Raw genomic sequence first — 15,594 nt, forward strand, 5'->3', positions numbered from 1 at the left:
CGGCTAATTGATAAACTGTGGTAATTTGATAGGCATAAATCCCTCAAATTGGGGCGACATGCTCAGTTTGAGGAATCTCTCAACAGGTAAATCACCCCAGTCTGAATTGCCTTAACACCGGCATTATACTTGCCATTGGCAGAAAAGCGTCACTTTGAAATTTCTGTGAGTGGGATCAAACTACGAAACGTTTTCTGTCAAAGGGGTTGAAATTTGGCTAGTTCAACCAATAATCATAGAATACTCTTGGCGAATTAAAAGGGGATATTTGGATCTGACCCCATTTAATGGCAGACTAGGCAAGACTTCATACTCCATGCCTGTTTGCCTCACGCCCATGGTATTGAGGGCCGATATTGAGGGCCGATATTGATGAGGGAATTGAAAACGTTGCCGGTGGATAAACCAGCTCAAATGGGAAACACTTCATACAACACGACTCCTACCATACAAGAGTCTCTGACGGTGGAAAACCGCATCAGTCGTTTGGAATTAATTGTTGGACAAATCGGAGAGGCAGTGCTTGCCACTACCGAAACCATAGACCGTCTAGCTGACCGGGTCGATAACTTTGTCATTCAAGTACAAAACCAAGGGCAGCAAGTTCAACAACAAGGCTACCAGCTTTTTGCTCTAAGTGATGCGGTGCAAACCTTGGCAGAAACTCAAAATGAGTCTCTAAAACAGCTCGAGCAAGTCACACAAACCTTGCAACAGCTTGCTACAGCTATTGAAGCAGGGGAAGACTGACCTTCCTGGCTCTTGACTTACGCAGCAACTGTACTTGTAGGGTATCGCTCAGTACCCTACACCATAAGCGCGTTTGTTGCAGAGTTTTGCGTAAGTCTTGTCAATGTTAGCCTACACCCGCGCGCTCACCCTATCCTGACTCTGAAGGCGGTGCATTGAAGAGTGGAGTGTTGTGGAATTAAAGCTAAAGCTTTTCAGCATGGTAAAAATATGCTACCAAAACGAGAGTACCCAAAACTGATTAGGAGAGCATTAATGCATTTTCCAACGCGGTACTTCCTCCTTGTTCCGGTGACTGTACTCATGAGCTTATTGACCGTTAGCTGTAGTGGCAAAAAAGTTGAATGTCAGAAAATTATTGAAGTGGCGAACCAGGCCGTTGAAGAAGCTAAAACCCTGACTAATGGTGGAGAATCAAGTGATCCCGAGGCAATGCTCCAGGCAGCTGATGCTATGGAGGGGGCATCTCAAGACATGGAATCGATAATAGTTAAGGACGAACAGCTCCAAGACTATCAAGCTGGTTTTATTAAGATGTATCGCAATACCAGCAAAGCGACTCGTGACTTTGTAGAGGCTTTTAAGAAGCAAGACCGCTCAGCTGCGGAAGAAGCTTTGAGCAATTTGCAGAAAGCCACCACCCCAGAACCAAAATTAGTGGCGGATATTAATAGCTACTGCTCAGCTAACTAGGGGGTTGAAACAGTTAATAAAACCCTATTATTAACTCAACCTCTGTATCACCAGACAGGTTGTTTAGATGTCTTGTCGGGAGCTGAGTGCGCTATAGAATCGCCCTCTAGAGCGCAGCTGAAAAACCCTATATTTTTATATCCTGGTTAGGCAATACCCAAAATACCCTATCTGCTAGGTCTATAGTAAATTTACCATTGAAGTATATGGTATGTTTCGTTTGTCAAGTACTGTCAGTAGTATATTTAAACAATCTGCCTTTGAGATCTAATGAAATATGCCTTGGTTCATGAGTGGTTGACTCCCAAAGCAACTGGTGGCTCAGAACTGGTAGTGCAAGAAATACTCAAACACATTGATGCTGACCTGTACGCCCTGATTGATTTTGAATCAACAAATCCCCAGAGTTATCTATATCAGCGCTCTATTGGCACAACCTTCCTACAGAACTTACCCTTCGCTCGTAACGGGGTTCAGAAATATCTGCCGCTGCTACCCTTAGCGATTGAACAGCTCGAACTAGGGGAGTATGATATTATTCTCTCCTCATCCCATGCTGTTGCCAAGGGTGTCCTTACTAGTCCCCAACAACTGCACATCTGCTACTGCCATACGCCCATGCGTTATGCCTGGGACTTGACGTTTGATTATTTGCGCAGTAGTTCTATGGGACAGGGTTTTCCAGGGTTGATCACTCGCTATCTGCTTCATCGGTTACGTCAGTGGGACGTGATTACAGCAAATCGGGTGGATTACTTTATTGCCAACTCTCATCACACAGCACGGCGGATCTGGCGCTGCTATCGGCGTAGGGCTGAAGTGATTTACCCACCGGTTAATATTGAACGTTTTCCTTTCCAGGAAGAAAAGGAAGATTTTTATCTAACCGTTTCCCGGATAGTAAGTTACAAACAAGTATCTTTAATTGTTCAAGCTTTTAATCAACTGGGATACCCTCTAGTGGTGATTGGTGATGGCTCAGATTTAGCAGGGATTCGCAACTTGGCTCACAAAAATATAGAATTTATGGGATTTCAACCCAATCAGGTGGTTGAGCAGTATATGGCTAAAGCTAAAGGGTTTGTCTATGCTGCCTGTGAGGATTTCGGCATTGCCCTGGTGGAAGCCCAAGCTTGTGGTACGCCGGTGATTGCCTATGGTGCTGGTGGGGCACTAGAAACAGTTCTAGATATTCGGCAACATTTAGACAGTGGTACAGGTCTATTGTTTCCAGAGCAAAGCTCAGGGGCTTTGATTGAAGCTATGGAAACCTTTGAGACCTTGGCAGGAAATTTTAATCGGGAAGCAAGCCGATTAAACGCTGCCAAATTTGCCTCCAACATTTTTGCTGATCGCTACCTGACATTTCTGGAAAAGTGTTATCAAGACTACCAGTTTTAATTTCTCTGGTAAAAAATTAAATATCCTAGCTGGCTATGCGCTATAGCGAGTGTCTCGTAGCTTTATGATTATGACGTGTGGTGTGAATTGAAGGAGTGAGATGACTGCCGAAAGCCAACTTAACTCCGTCAAGATATTGCGAGCATTCGTGAAGCGAGGTTTTCAGCCCCTCGTTTCACGTCGTAGACACAAGAATCTGACTCGCTATCGCTTAGACGGAAATTTTGCCAAGCGACTGTTTGATGTTACTTTTTCCCTATCAGTTCTGATTTCGTTTTTTCCCGTTTACCTGCTATTGACATTGCTAATTGTGATCAGCTCACCTGGACCAATTTTTTATGTTCAGGAGCGGGTGGGTAAAGACTACAAACCTTTTACTTGCCTGAAATTCAGAACTATGGTGGAAAATGCAGACGAAATGTTGCTAGAGATGATCGAAAAATACCCTCAGATACGGGAGGAATTTCAGGATAATTACAAGCTCAAGGATGATCCTCGAATTACTGGAATTGGAAAATTTCTACGGCTGACTAGCTTAGATGAGTTTCCTCAGTTCTGGAATGTACTCAACGGACAGATGAGTGTGGTTGGTCCAAGACCGTTAGTGCCAGAGGAATTGCCCAAATACGGGCGTCACATGGATAAAGTCTTGACAATTCGACCCGGAATTACTGGCTTATGGCAAGTTTCTGGACGCAATGACATACCTTACCACCGCCGTGTGCAAATTGATGTTTACTATGTCAGTTTCCGGAATTTTTGGCTGGATTTATGGATCATATTGAAAACCATTGGTGTTATTATTTTTCCCAAAAATAACGGTGCTTACTAGAGGTAAATGGTGCCTGCTAGAGGAGAGATTAGGTAATGGGAGAGATTAGGTAATGGGTAATGGGTAATGGGTAATAAGCCCAGTTGCCAATTACCCATTACTGATACCAAGTTGCTCTCAAACCTATTATTTAACCTATTATTTATCAGAGTGGGAGAGTTTGAGAGGGAAAAGAATACCCCGTCCTCTTAGATCGGGGATGAATTTTCCCTCTCAAATAGTATTAATATAAAAAGGAAGGGTCTCAAAAAAACAGGGCAAAAGACCCTACTCAGCTACCCTGGCCATAGGCCACGCGGGGCGCGTTCGGTGCGCGGGAAAGTTACGCCCAGGTCGATAACAACCAACGCTGGTTGTGCCTGGGAATCCCCATTCCTGCGACGGATGGGGAAGTTCAATGCTTAAGGGCTCAATTGAACGGAATTGGTAGATGGGAGTGAACAAGCTCCTATCTACTACCTATAAATGCAACTCGGTATGATTACCCACTATCAGCATAGTTTGTTGATATGATCGCGCTATCAAACCGGAGGTAAGATCAGATGAACAAAGCAGAACTACGCCGATCCCTGCTTCAAAAGCGCCAGTCTATGTCTGTAGAAGAATGGCGGCAAAAAAGCGATCGCATCTGTAGCCATCTGCAATCTTCAGCCCTAGTTACCCAGTCACAAACAGTCTTAGCCTATTTCAGTTTTCGACAAGAACCAGATCTAAGTCCCCTATTTACAGACACTAAGCACTGCTGGGGACTACCCAGATGTGTGGGAAAATCTCTCTTCTGGCATAGCTGGAAGGCGGGCGTTCCATTGCAAAAAGGAAATTATGGTATTTTAGAACCCAAACCTAATGCTACCACCCTAGAGCCAAAGGATGTGAATTTAATCCTTGTACCCGCTGTGGCTTGTGACCAGCGGGGGTATCGTTTGGGCTACGGTGGTGGTTTCTATGACCGACTGCTGAATTCACCAGAGTGGGATTCTATTCCTACCATCGGCATTGTATTTGAATTTGCCTATATACCTCAACTACCCATTGATGAGTGGGACAAAGGCTTGCACAGTGTTTGTACAGAAACAGGATTCAAGAGGGTGGAACAGATCTGAAATTCCTTGTTCGATACTGTTTCATACTATTGCTGTACCAAGACTGGAGACTTCATACTTCATTTAGGAGACGACTGGCAATTAAGTGCTCCCTTTGGATAAGCAATACGTTGGTGATTATATTGTTGCCAAACTCTGATAAACACTTGGGCAATTTTTGATAAATCCTGCCGGGTTAGGCCAGAATCCACTAATTGGTTGTCCTGCCAGCGAGCTTTGAGAATTTTATTGACCACCGTAAGAGCAGTTTCCGGAGTGACCTCTTTGAGTGAGCGTAGGGCCGCTTCACAGGCATCAGCTAACATAACTACACCAGTTTCCTGGGACTGGGGAATTGGACCGTCATAACGAAAATATGACTCGTCCACAGACCCAGTACCTTCGAGTTGGGCTTTTTGCTGAGCCTGGAAATAAAAATAGGAAATCAGCAATTTCCCCTGATGCTCTGGGATAAAGTCCCGCACTGCCTTGGGTAACTGGTGCTTACGAGCCATAACCAGTCCTTCGGTAACGTGCTTTTTGATAATTTCAGCACTCTTGAAAGGATCATTAATCTGATCATGCTTGTTCGGACCACCCATTTGATTTTCTATAAACCCTAACGGATCGTGCATTTTACCAATGTCATGGTAGAGCGTACCTGCCCGAACCAGTTCCACATTACAGTGGAGTTCTTGAGCCGCTGCTTCTGCCAAAGAAGCAACAAACAGAGTATGTTGAAACGTTCCAGGTGCCTCAGTAGCTAGACGTTTGAGCAGGGGACGGTTGGGATTAGACAATTCTGCCAGACGAATCGGTGTCACCAGGTCAAACAAACGTTCCAGGTAAGGTGATAGGCCCAGGGCGACAATACTCCAAGCTAAGCCAGACAGAGCGAATAACAAGGCTCCTGGCAGAACTGCATACCAAATTGTACTAGCCGTGGCACTAATAATCAGATTGATAATCAGGGAAACGACACCTTGAGTTAAGCCTACCCCAACTCCCAAAACAGCCAATTCCTCTCGCGATCGCATTCGTCCTGCCATCAAGGCACCCAGTAAACCACCAGCAACATTTGCCAGTACTTGTTCTCCAGTGACTTCCATACTAAAGGTCACTAAGCCTGTCAGTAAAACCACCACTGTCACGCCCATGGTAGACCCATAAAAGTTCCCTACTAACAAACCAATAGCAGGCATAGTGTAGGGAATCTTGAAGAAGGGACTCTTGAAGAGTATTGATATTGGCATACTCAGCGTCAGTAGCAATACCAAAATGTAGTCCCGCCGTCTCCATTTCGGGTGAACTCGCCGTTGCACTAAGGCAAAGATGCCCACCGTAGTAGTCACCAAACCACCAAATCCCATCAAACCCGGCCAGTTAATTCCTCGACGGCTTAAGTCGAAATAATCCAGTAGTACAAAGTCTGTTTGAGTGATGGTTTCACCTGCGGTTACAATCACATCTCCTTGCTGCACTGAAACCATCATTGGTTCCACTTTTTCTGCTGCCTGTTCTGCTATGAGCTTGGTTAATTCTTTATTTTCGATCAAGTTGGGTTCTAACACTCTAACTAGTAAATACTTAGCTAGTGGTTGAGCTTCCTGAGGCATAAGGCTACTCAAGTTTACCTTCACCGCCTCTTGGATCAGATTTGGTGGTAATCCTGGAACCATGCCTTGGGTCAGGATGCGACCAGCAGCCTGCTTAATTACTATGCGGGTTTTCTGCCAATCTTGATCTGATAGATCCAGTACGGAAACATCATCTAGGCTACTGAATTCAGGGCTCAGGTATTGTGACAGCTGAGGCAACACCTGAGCGTACTGTTGGCGAGCAGCAGATATTGACTCAATCAGAGCTGAGAACTCTTGTTCAGAAGACTGTTGACGGTAGCTTTGCAGTTCACTTACTGCCTCAACAAAAGCTTTATTTAATGAATTTTCTGCCGGAGTTGGTGGTTTGGCTTCAGCATCAAACCCCTTGACATGGTTATCGATATCTGAAAATGCCAAGATAGCCCGCCATTCCCATTCCTTACTTTGGCGCAGATACCGCTGGGTGGCGATGGATAGTACATCAGTCTTTACAAAAGGAAAAACACCGCTGTTAGTGCGCAGTTCTTCCACAGCGTCGAGAGACTTCTCAAGATTTTGATCAATTCTTTCTGTAACAGATTGGTCAATCATCAAGACTGGTTGAGCACCTCTTTGAGCTTCTTTGCGTCTCTCAGCCGTCGTCTTAGAGTCCTCAACCAGAGCATCGAATGGTGCCCGGACTGTCTGTGGTGCTACTGTCTCTACATCTAGCTGTGGCTGATTGTAAAAGCGCCCTCCCATAACACTGGTCAGGGAAACCACTGCTAAAGTCCACATTACAGGTAGAGTAATTTTCTGTTGAAGTTGGTGCTGGCTTTTGCCCCAATCTTTTCCTGAAGTTAGGCTAGTCGAAGTGCCTTCACAATGGGTTGGAGACTCTGTGAGCTGTAGAGGTTGTCCTTTCAAATTCTCCTGCTGTGATTGGCTAACTGAGGATTTGGCAGCACTAGAGGAGTTAAATCCCAAAAAACTGCGAAGGTGCTGAGATGTTCGCCGTAATTGCGTGATCGGCTGCGTCAGCGAATTGAACGTTTTCATAGCACAGGAATGGCAATGTCTGGTAACAGTAGCGGTCTGCTCACAATTTGCTGTGTGGTGGTGGCATTTTGCTTAAAGACATCTACATTTATTTATTATTCATAAAAAACACTGGAAAGTTTGCCTCCACTCATTTTCAATCCACTCATTTGACATGGGTAGAGCGCAGGTTGTGTGGGAAACTTCCAGTGACAATCACGCCTTGTATACTGTAACAGTAACTGGAGTTTGCGAACAGAAAACTTCATTAAAGTGGTAATTATGGTTTCGTGGTTACCTTGGTCAATCCCCATGGCTATTGCTTGGGTTTGACTTCCAGATGATTCACAGACCAACTTCACCGTAAATACGCCTACATCATTATGTACAACTTTAGCTTTTCTTTCTTTGATCCATTCCCTAGGGGAACTTGGGGTAATTCGCATTAGTCGCTGTCGAGTTGGTGATAAAATAGCTACTCGCATTGAGATAATCCTCAATCATGGAGTTGTAAGTCCCCTTGACCACCTAATCCAAGCGGTGCCACCCTAGGCCGCGAGGGATTGCTCGCGGCCTAGGAGGCGCGCACCTTGATGATTCCGATCCTTAACCGCGACTGAAGTAAGCAGTCTTGCAGATACTCCAGCTTAGGGGTTGTGGCTGGAAGTTCTTACCAGGATTAGGCTCAATGGTCTAGTCACACTTAGGCTTAAGTCTTACCCCATAAGCACCCTTTATTGCGGGGTCAGTAACAGAATATAATTCCAGACTTGACTGATTTTTAGTTTACAAAACTCAGAAGCCAGTGTTTTTTTTAGATCATCTTAGTTTAACTGGTTTATATTGGTTTTACCTATAGCTGTGGTAGCCAATTCAACACCACGGGTGCAACACAGACCATGAAAATTTTATGTACCATCAAGTTTCAGGCTACAGCCCCTTGTAGGTGGAGCTTCATTTTTGCCTTGAAAGTCCTTTGATTGAACAGCTTATCGAGATCCGATCACCCTTGGTGCCACCACAGCTAGCTTCTGAAACTGAGCTATCGCTGAAACGTCATATACACCTGACCACACTGCCAACAACTGGTCTGCTAATTGCCATTGGTCAACCCCAGTACTGCTGAGGTTAAGCGCCACCAGCCAGGGCACTGGAATACCGATGATACCGTTATAGGCACCAGCTAAAGCACCTGTTAAGGCAGCAGTAGTTTGTGATTGATAGCCTGTAAGAGCTGCACGAGTTACACAGAGGCGAAAATCTTCTGGGGTGTTTAGGAAACAGTACAATGCTAAGGCAATCGATAAAGAGCAGTCATCCTCAGACTCATTTCTACGCCTTTGCTCTCGACGCAGCTGGATAACAGTTTGTTCTAAACTTGCCCCAAGCTCCAGTAGACTTTGTACTTGTTCCAATTGTTGCACCCAGGCATTTTGATTTTCATAGTTCCCTAGGTCGGCAATGATTCGGGAAATCAGGTTAGGGCAGTCAAGTTTTTCGGTAAGGGCGATCGCTATTGCCCAACCTATAGTCAAGACACTCTCAAACCTTTCAGAATCATTTTGCCAAATTGCTGCCGCCTCTAGCAGCTTTTGGCGCAACTTGACTTCATCTTCATGAAAAAATAATGCTACTGCTAAGGTTGCTACTGCTGCTTGGCTACTGTTGGCAGTCCCTTTTAATGAAAGGATAGAGGGTTGAGCCTTTTCACAGTGAACTAACCAATCTCCTAAATCGAGGTTGCCACAGCGAATTAAACTTTCAATACCACAAGTAGCAATCTTTCTCCAATCGGAAATCGCCTTACTCAAACCAGCATCCCCAAGGGAAAGCGGTCGAAATCTTACTTGAGCTGGTGGTAACTTTTGGCAGCCACTCCCAGCCAGGATTTCTCCCACAAGGCTACCTAACAAGGCACCTCTAAATCGGTTCAAAAGTGAGTACCGCATCCATATTTTGATTTTGTCAAGAAATCTACTGTGCTTTTAAATTCCCTTTTTCAACCCCCAAGGCAGCACCCATCACCTTTTCGATTTTAATTACCAATCGATTTTCTCAATGTAAGAACTAGAGCCTGTAACCCCAGTCTATAGCTGTTAGCTCCAAAACCACTAATCTGACCGACTACCACTGGTGCCATTAACGAATGATGTCTAAAGGCTTCTCGTTTATAGATGTTGCTCAGATGAACTTCTACAGTTGGCAAGGCTACCGCAGCTATTGCATCTCGAATAGCCACACTGGTATGGGTATAAGCACCAGCATTAATTAAAATCCCCTCGTGGTTTCCTAAAGCTCCATGTATCCTATCGACTAAGATACCTTCATGATTAGACTGCAAGGCTGTCACGCTTGCCTCAAGCCTTTGCCCTTCTTGCTCTAGGAGATAGTTAATCTCATCCAAGGTTACAGATCCATAAATACCTGGTTCTCGCTGTCCCAGTAAATTAAGATTGGGACCATGGAGAACCAGGATACTTAGACGTTTTCGAGGATCACCGGACACAATAACTATCTAATTCCGACGACACCTTGGGTCATTAACAGGAATGGGTATTGGTTCTGGTTCAGGCTGAGCCTCAGGACCTAATAGCGCTTCAATAAGTTTGCGCGCCCATTCTTGAATTTTTTCCAAAACCTTTTCTATATAGTCCATCAAGCAAAAAGCTCCTATAAGACCACTTGTATCTTTTCTTTTACACTTTCAGTTCCGATACTTTTTAGCTACCAAAGTCTACCAAGATAGACCAAGGCTCGCCAATGCAAGATGCTTTCGCATCCAGGGGGTATCTCCCAAAGCTCTCAGGAATATCCCGCGAGCGCCATAAAAATGTCAAAAAAGTTCGTTCCACCGGGATTACAGCGCAACTATTAAACCCTTGGTTTTCGGCTTTAATTTAAGTTACATAATAATCCCTGTCGGTGTTACCTTAATTTAAGTCTAACAAATAATAAGAGTTTTTGGTAGACTCTGCGACATTTTCGATTAGCTTTTACTAACCCTAACAGGTTAAAAACCGTTACTGCTTTTTGAGCAGCTTAGCAAGGGAATCAGTCTTGCCTAAGGTTTTTTTGCCTTGACCATGACTCTGAGAAAGGAAAAAGAACAAAGTGTTGTATCTATTATGTTATTGAACCTCCCCATCCTAAGAGGAATGGGGATTCCCAGGCACAACCAGCGTTGGTTGTTATCTCCATGGGCGTAACTTTCCCTGGCCTATGGCCACGCTACGCGAACGCACCGAGGGTAGCTGAGTAGGGTCAATACCCAGTTTTTTTTGAGACCCTTACTTTTTATATTAACACTATTTGGAAAAATTCATCCCCGGAGACGAAACCGATAGAGAGAGTCCCTTTTATGGTTAAAGACGCGCGCCTTAGACAGGGTAGCCTTTATGGTCGGCAGGCTATGCAGATGCATGGTTAAAACTTTTTGATTAAGGCTACCCTGTCTGAGGGTAACTCCCTCCGCAGGCTATGCAGATGCATGGTTAAAACTTTTTGATTAAGGCGACCCTCTCCTTACGGTAACTTCAAGACCTAAGAGGACGTGGTATTCTTTTCCCTCTCAAACTCTCCAACTCTGATAAGGCTAGCACATTTTATACAATTCATTCAACCAAGATACATTAACAGTGTTTATACCCTCACCAGCATAAGACCTATCAGTTGCCTGACTCAGTCAGTAATATTTGGCGAAAGGCTTGCCTGGTTTCGGGCTTCAAATAATTCTGTTGTAAGGTTTGCCACTGTTGCCATGATTTGTAGCGGTTGGCCTGTAGTAACTCAGCCAACTGGGGAGCCTTATGTTTTAGGTCCGAGTGAAAGACAGAGTTTAAGAATTCGTCTAAAACCATACTGTCCTGAATATCACCTAAGATGCCTTGAATTTGCTTCATATCTTCCACATAGTCCTTATAGGTAGGACTATATAGTTCAGTAAATAGGTTCATTTGGTAACGCACCCGCTTGGCTTGCTTGCGTAGATCGTGAATCACTGACCCACGAATGGCTAGCAGGGATTCAACTGCTGCTGGTTTCAGCTGCTTGGGAGTTTGGCTACCAGTATCCTTAAGATCAATGCCCACTAGCCAAGCCGGGTGGAGTAACAGGCTGCTGACAATGGGTAAGAGTAAATCAGGTAATACTGCAGCCGCTGGCATCTGAGCAATTTCTTTATAGGTGGGTTTTTTGAGCCACCGTTTTAAGGTTTGCTTAAGCTTTTGATGTGGCTTACCTTGCAGAGCTTCCCGAACTTGTGTTAAAGCTTTGCACCGCTTTTTTTCCAAGTAAACGTAAGCTTGCTTCAATGCTTTCCGTTCTTTGGTGGGTAACTTGGGTTGGTAACCTTTGTGGAGGGTTTCTTGGAGGACATCTAGATCTCGAAGACTCCCTAAAATACGGGCAATCTTACCAATCTGTTTTTCAGAGGCTGCTTTGGGCAAGTCTAAGGCAGGGGTAAAACTAGTGATGGCGGTACGCAAGCGCCGCATTCCAATACGCATTTGGTGCAGCTGTTCTGGATCTCGATCTTGGAGAACGGCGGCTTCGTGACTAAGCATTTTCTGGAAGTGTTTCTGAATTCCCAGATAACTCCATTCTCCAATGGTTTTGGTTTGGGGTAATACTAGTTTGTTCATCGTCCCAGTCTGACGTCTAGCAAGCCAGACTCTTGAGATTGAGGTTGAGTAGACTCAGGATAGTCAGAGTCCAAAGCTTAACGTAAAGTTAACCAAAAGCCCACTTTGATTAACTTTACGTTAAGGATAAAAATAATGTTTTGTATTATTACTTATTCAGAGAATATTGTCAAGTTATGATCAGACTTTGCATAGAGGTTTGCAGCTCATGAGTCAGGTCAACTATAGCTTGTCGGATAAATTCTAGGGGCGGTTGGGCATGACTCATCGGTGTCTGGTCGATTTTGTCTGTTGGATGATATTGGCAGCACTAACTGATTAATCGAAGGTTTGATTGAGTGTGATCAGATGTGGTGATCTAAGGATGGATGGTTCCATCAGGCATAATTGTTTCCCTTAGATTAACTTGGCTTAGTTCAGCTTCAATGATAGTAGCCCCAGTTAAGTTAGCTTTACTGAGGTTAGCGCCCCTGAGCTTAGCTGTAGTCAGGTTAGACCCGCTTAAATTTGCTTTAGTAAGGTTCGCCCATCTAATGTCAACCCTGTAAAGGTCTGCCTCTGCTAGGTTAGCTCCAAACAGATAGCTTCCACTAAGGTGAGCTTCTGCTAGGTTAGCCCCTCGACACTCAGCTTTGTATAGGTAAGCCCCAAGCAGTTCAGCTTGATGAAGATTAGCATTGCTCAGATTAGCATGGCAGAGATTAGCAGCCATAAGGTTAGCCTCAACCAGGTTAGTCCGTCTTAGCTTTGCCCCACTTAAATCTGCTTCTGAGAGATTAGCTTTGAGCAAGCTAGTGCCAATTAGATTAGCATTACTTAAATCAGCTTCCATGAGGTTAGCTAGGGTCAAGTCAGCCCCAATTAAATTGGCACCATTTAGGTCAGCCCTGATCAGGTTAGCTGCTATAAGTTTAGTCCCAATTAGCTCTGCCGAGATCAGTTTAGCTTTGATCAGTTCAGCATCTTGGAGGTTGGCATTACTGAGGTTGGCATTACTGAGGTTAGCGCTAATCAGTTTAATATTGCCTAGATTTGCCTTTTTTAAGTTAGCTTTTGCTAAGTTTACCCTTTCAAAGTTAGCCCCATTGAGGTTAACTTCGCTAAGGTCTGGTTCTAGATCTAGATTTGTCTTTCTCCATTCTGTCCATCTCAATGGATCTTGTTTGAGTAGAGCAAGATGTTCTATATTGGCCATTGAGGTTCTCCTTCACATTATGTAGCGGTGCCAACAAAGACTTTAACTCAATGGCACTACATTAAGGGATCAGCTCAGGAAGAATTCCTTTCTATTCCTTGCGCTTGGCAGCAGGATGTTCACGACCACTCACGCTTTCAATAGCTGTCAGCGCTGCCTGAGACGCTGCTAATATATCCCGTTCTTCTCCACCTAGGTAGAGGCGTCCAAAGCTGCCCACTGCACTAATTTGTAAGATGTTAATTAAGGCAGATTTCTCTGCTTCATTGGCAGCTAGGGCAGCATAGGCAGCTGGCTCAACTTCTAATACATATAGGGTTTGCCCTGCTAGCAACATTTGACCCCGCCGTGTGCGATTAATTAACTGGGTCTGGTGGGCATCAATGTTACGGATAATTTGGCTAGAAATGACCCGAGGTTTGAGCCGATCCTGTTCACGGACGCCCAGTGCGTCTAAAATTGCTTTGCCAGCTGTACGGGTTTCCCCTTGTTTATTAGCATGCACCTCTAGAAGTCCATAAAGCCGTTCTACCACCAGCACTCCTGGACGCACGGCAGTGGATTTGAGGGCAATATCGGTAATCCGGTTAATTTCAATACCTGGTGAGATTTCAATCCAAAGGGAGGTATCTCCTGGTAAGGGCAAAAATCCTAACGCTACTGTTCCCATGTAAGCGGCGTGCTGAGGCTGCAAGCTGTCTATGTATACGTAACTGCGTAGTTCAATACCCAAAGTTTATATCTGTTCCTTTTTTGCTGACTAGAAGTTGTCCAAAAGGTAATTCGCACTCAAAGAAGCCTACCACACCTCTCGACCTTCTGCTTTACCCCAGTGAACCTCTTCACTGATTTCGACTTCATTGGCTAGTAATTCATCTAGGGTATATTCTCTGGGGGGCAGATGGGTTGCTCGAGCTTTTGTTCATAGACATCAACAGCAATTATGACAAGCAACGAAAGATATTATTTTTGTGTTGCTATAGTAAGAAATGTCTTCAATGGTCAAGTCTATAATAGTTTGGCATTTAACAATAACAAGTTCTTTTAGATGATCAAATAAAATAATTTATATTTGTTTATTTGCAAATATAAATTATGGTTATTATTTTATGCATATATACAAACTATGCTTGGCATTATTTGTGCTATTTTTTAGGTAAATCTTGAAGTTATTTATATAAATTAAAGCTATTTAAAATAAATTAAATAGCATCAATGCAAACCTTTATTAAAGGTACAATGGTAATATGTTTACTAATGAAACCAAGGAAACGTAGAGCTTCGCGAGCTAAAATTTCTATAAGCACGATTAGGCTAATTTAGAGCTGATTTGTAAATAAAAGCTTAAGAAGCTAATCGGCGAGTCATTAAACGAATAAGCGAGCCATAAATCATCGCTTCGCTGATGGTTGTGTACAATTCATAATCTTTACTCAAACGCCGAAATCTGTTGAGCCAACCAAACGTCCGTTCGACAATCCATCGCTTTGGTAGAATCTCAAATTCCTTTGATGTTCGCTCAATCACTTCCACTCGCACATCCTCCCCACAAACTTGTTGGACTGCATGAACAAAGTTTTTACCTGAATAACCTTGATCTACCCAAATCACTTCTAATTGCCTGAGTTGGGCAATAGCATCATGCAAAACAACCACTGCACCCAAACGTTCTGAGCCATTGGCTTCACTCACCAGCATCCCAATGAGCAGACCCTGGGAATCTACAACAATATGGCGTTTACGGCCTTTAACTTTTTTGCCACCGTCATAGCCGTAGACCGCCCCCTTTTTTCCGCCGTCTTCACTGATTGGGAATCAGCGATCGCCACACTCGAATCTTCCTCTCGTCCCATTTGTTGTCGGAGTTGATGACGCAATTGGTCATGCATTCTTTGCCAAATTCCTTTACGCTGCCATTTGCGGAAATAACCATAGACTGTTGGGTGGGGTGGAAAGTCATGGGGAAGCATTTCCCACTGACAGCCACTACGTTGCACATAGAATATGGCGTTGATAATCTCCCGTAGGTTAACCATCCTCGGATGTCCAAATCCCTTCGGCTCTGGTATCAGCCTACGCAGCACTTCCCATTCCCTATCACTCATATCACTCGGATAGGCTTGGCGGTGGGGATTGGCGATCTCAGGCAAACGACTCATGGATACAGTGGTTTAACTCATGTCGTCATATAGGTTACAGGCTACTCAGCCCGTCATTGAGTTTCCTTTAGATTCTCTTTACAAATCAGCTCTTAAATTAAACTAGAAATTAGCCTATAGTCACAAAAATATAAAACGCGGAAGCCCCGTCTTTTTAAAGCAGGGAGGAAGCGTAATAGCGGCTTGACGCGCCATCAGCTATAATGAATAAAGACCGAAATAGA

Annotated in this window: 14 protein-coding genes; 5 read left to right on the forward strand and 9 right to left on the reverse strand. The window is 44.2% G+C overall.

What is annotated here, in order from left to right; all coding sequences use genetic code 11:
- The first annotated feature begins 414 nt into the window (after nucleotides 1-414).
- From BJP37_RS32430 to BJP37_RS32450, 5 genes are all read left to right on the forward strand, one after another.
- Nucleotides 415-750 carry a hypothetical protein gene (locus tag BJP37_RS32430; RefSeq protein WP_075906684.1) on the forward strand — a complete coding sequence of 112 codons (336 nt, stop codon included), beginning with the start codon at nucleotides 415-417 and terminating at the stop codon, nucleotides 748-750.
- 291 nt (nucleotides 751-1,041) lie between these two features.
- The gene (locus BJP37_RS32435; RefSeq protein WP_229415525.1) at nucleotides 1,042-1,443 is read left to right on the forward strand and encodes a hypothetical protein; all 402 of its coding nucleotides are present in this window, start codon (nucleotides 1,042-1,044) and stop codon (nucleotides 1,441-1,443) included.
- 270 nt (nucleotides 1,444-1,713) lie between these two features.
- On the forward strand, nucleotides 1,714-2,844 hold the full coding sequence (locus BJP37_RS32440; RefSeq protein ID WP_075905178.1) for a glycosyltransferase: 1,131 nt from the start codon (nucleotides 1,714-1,716) through the stop codon (nucleotides 2,842-2,844).
- Between the two features lie 100 nt (nucleotides 2,845-2,944).
- Complete coding sequence (locus BJP37_RS32445; RefSeq protein ID WP_075905180.1) at nucleotides 2,945-3,676, forward strand: undecaprenyl-phosphate galactose phosphotransferase family protein; 732 nt, start codon at nucleotides 2,945-2,947, stop codon at nucleotides 3,674-3,676.
- A gap of 542 nt (nucleotides 3,677-4,218) precedes the next feature.
- Nucleotides 4,219-4,779 (forward strand): 5-formyltetrahydrofolate cyclo-ligase, encoded by a 561-nt coding sequence (locus tag BJP37_RS32450; protein ID WP_075905182.1) that lies wholly within the window; start codon nucleotides 4,219-4,221, stop codon nucleotides 4,777-4,779.
- Nucleotides 4,780-4,838: 59 nt separating this feature from the next.
- On the opposite strand, the gene BJP37_RS32455 is transcribed toward BJP37_RS32450, so the two are convergent.
- From BJP37_RS32455 to BJP37_RS35105, 9 genes are all read right to left on the reverse strand, one after another.
- Entirely contained in the window at nucleotides 4,839-7,397 is a 2,559-nt protein-coding gene (locus BJP37_RS32455; RefSeq protein WP_075905184.1) for an HD family phosphohydrolase, read from the reverse strand.
- Nucleotides 7,398-7,492: 95 nt separating this feature from the next.
- Nucleotides 7,493-7,861: an RRXRR domain-containing protein gene (locus BJP37_RS32460; protein WP_075905186.1), complete on the reverse strand. Its 369-nt coding sequence runs from the start codon at nucleotides 7,859-7,861 to the stop codon at nucleotides 7,493-7,495.
- A gap of 504 nt (nucleotides 7,862-8,365) precedes the next feature.
- On the reverse strand, nucleotides 8,366-9,325 hold the full coding sequence (locus tag BJP37_RS32465; RefSeq protein WP_075905188.1) for an ADP-ribosylglycohydrolase family protein: 960 nt from the start codon (nucleotides 9,323-9,325) through the stop codon (nucleotides 8,366-8,368).
- Nucleotides 9,326-9,411: 86 nt separating this feature from the next.
- A complete protein-coding gene (aroQ, locus tag BJP37_RS32470; RefSeq protein ID WP_075905190.1) occupies nucleotides 9,412-9,882 on the reverse strand; it encodes a type II 3-dehydroquinate dehydratase in 471 nt (156 codons plus the stop codon).
- A 9-nt stretch (nucleotides 9,883-9,891) separates the two neighbouring features.
- Nucleotides 9,892-10,032 carry a hypothetical protein gene (locus tag BJP37_RS41820; RefSeq protein ID WP_008177935.1) on the reverse strand — a complete coding sequence of 47 codons (141 nt, stop codon included), beginning with the start codon at nucleotides 10,030-10,032 and terminating at the stop codon, nucleotides 9,892-9,894.
- 1,009 nt (nucleotides 10,033-11,041) lie between these two features.
- A complete protein-coding gene (locus tag BJP37_RS32475) occupies nucleotides 11,042-12,016 on the reverse strand; it encodes a CHAD domain-containing protein (protein ID WP_075905192.1) in 975 nt (324 codons plus the stop codon).
- A 358-nt stretch (nucleotides 12,017-12,374) separates the two neighbouring features.
- Complete coding sequence (locus BJP37_RS32480; protein ID WP_075905194.1) at nucleotides 12,375-13,211, reverse strand: pentapeptide repeat-containing protein; 837 nt, start codon at nucleotides 13,209-13,211, stop codon at nucleotides 12,375-12,377.
- Between the two features lie 91 nt (nucleotides 13,212-13,302).
- Entirely contained in the window at nucleotides 13,303-13,944 is a 642-nt protein-coding gene (gene ccmP, locus BJP37_RS32485) for a beta-carboxysome protein CcmP (RefSeq protein ID WP_044491860.1), read from the reverse strand.
- A gap of 611 nt (nucleotides 13,945-14,555) precedes the next feature.
- Nucleotides 14,556-15,370, reverse strand: a protein-coding gene (locus tag BJP37_RS35105; RefSeq protein WP_143727908.1) for an IS5 family transposase whose coding sequence is annotated in 2 segments (ribosomal slippage) — nucleotides 14,556-14,992 and nucleotides 14,992-15,370 — 816 coding nt in all. Because the reading frame shifts where the segments join, the coding sequence is not laid out codon by codon here.
- Between the last annotated feature and the right edge of the window lie 224 nt (nucleotides 15,371-15,594).

Source organism: Moorena bouillonii PNG (genome assembly GCF_001942495.1).
GTDB lineage: Bacteria > Cyanobacteriota > Cyanobacteriia > Cyanobacteriales > Coleofasciculaceae > Moorena > Moorena bouillonii.

Excerpts from the sequence above, each read along its gene's own strand:
- BJP37_RS41820 (WP_008177935.1), bottom strand. The coding sequence starts at position 10,032 with ATGGACTATATAGAAAAGGTTTTGGAAAAAATTCAAGAATGGGCGCGC.
- BJP37_RS32455 (WP_075905184.1), bottom strand. The coding sequence starts at position 7,397 with ATGAAAACGTTCAATTCGCTGACGCAGCCGATCACGCAATTACGGCGA.
- BJP37_RS32475 (WP_075905192.1), bottom strand. The coding sequence starts at position 12,016 with ATGAACAAACTAGTATTACCCCAAACCAAAACCATTGGAGAATGGAGT.
- BJP37_RS32450 (WP_075905182.1), top strand. The coding sequence starts at position 4,219 with ATGAACAAAGCAGAACTACGCCGATCCCTGCTTCAAAAGCGCCAGTCT.
- BJP37_RS32445 (WP_075905180.1), top strand. The coding sequence starts at position 2,945 with ATGACTGCCGAAAGCCAACTTAACTCCGTCAAGATATTGCGAGCATTC.
- BJP37_RS32480 (WP_075905194.1), bottom strand. The coding sequence starts at position 13,211 with ATGGCCAATATAGAACATCTTGCTCTACTCAAACAAGATCCATTGAGA.
- BJP37_RS32430 (WP_075906684.1), top strand. The coding sequence starts at position 415 with ATGGGAAACACTTCATACAACACGACTCCTACCATACAAGAGTCTCTG.
- BJP37_RS32465 (WP_075905188.1), bottom strand. The coding sequence starts at position 9,325 with ATGCGGTACTCACTTTTGAACCGATTTAGAGGTGCCTTGTTAGGTAGC.
- BJP37_RS32440 (WP_075905178.1), top strand. The coding sequence starts at position 1,714 with ATGAAATATGCCTTGGTTCATGAGTGGTTGACTCCCAAAGCAACTGGT.
- BJP37_RS32460 (WP_075905186.1), bottom strand. The coding sequence starts at position 7,861 with ATGCGAGTAGCTATTTTATCACCAACTCGACAGCGACTAATGCGAATT.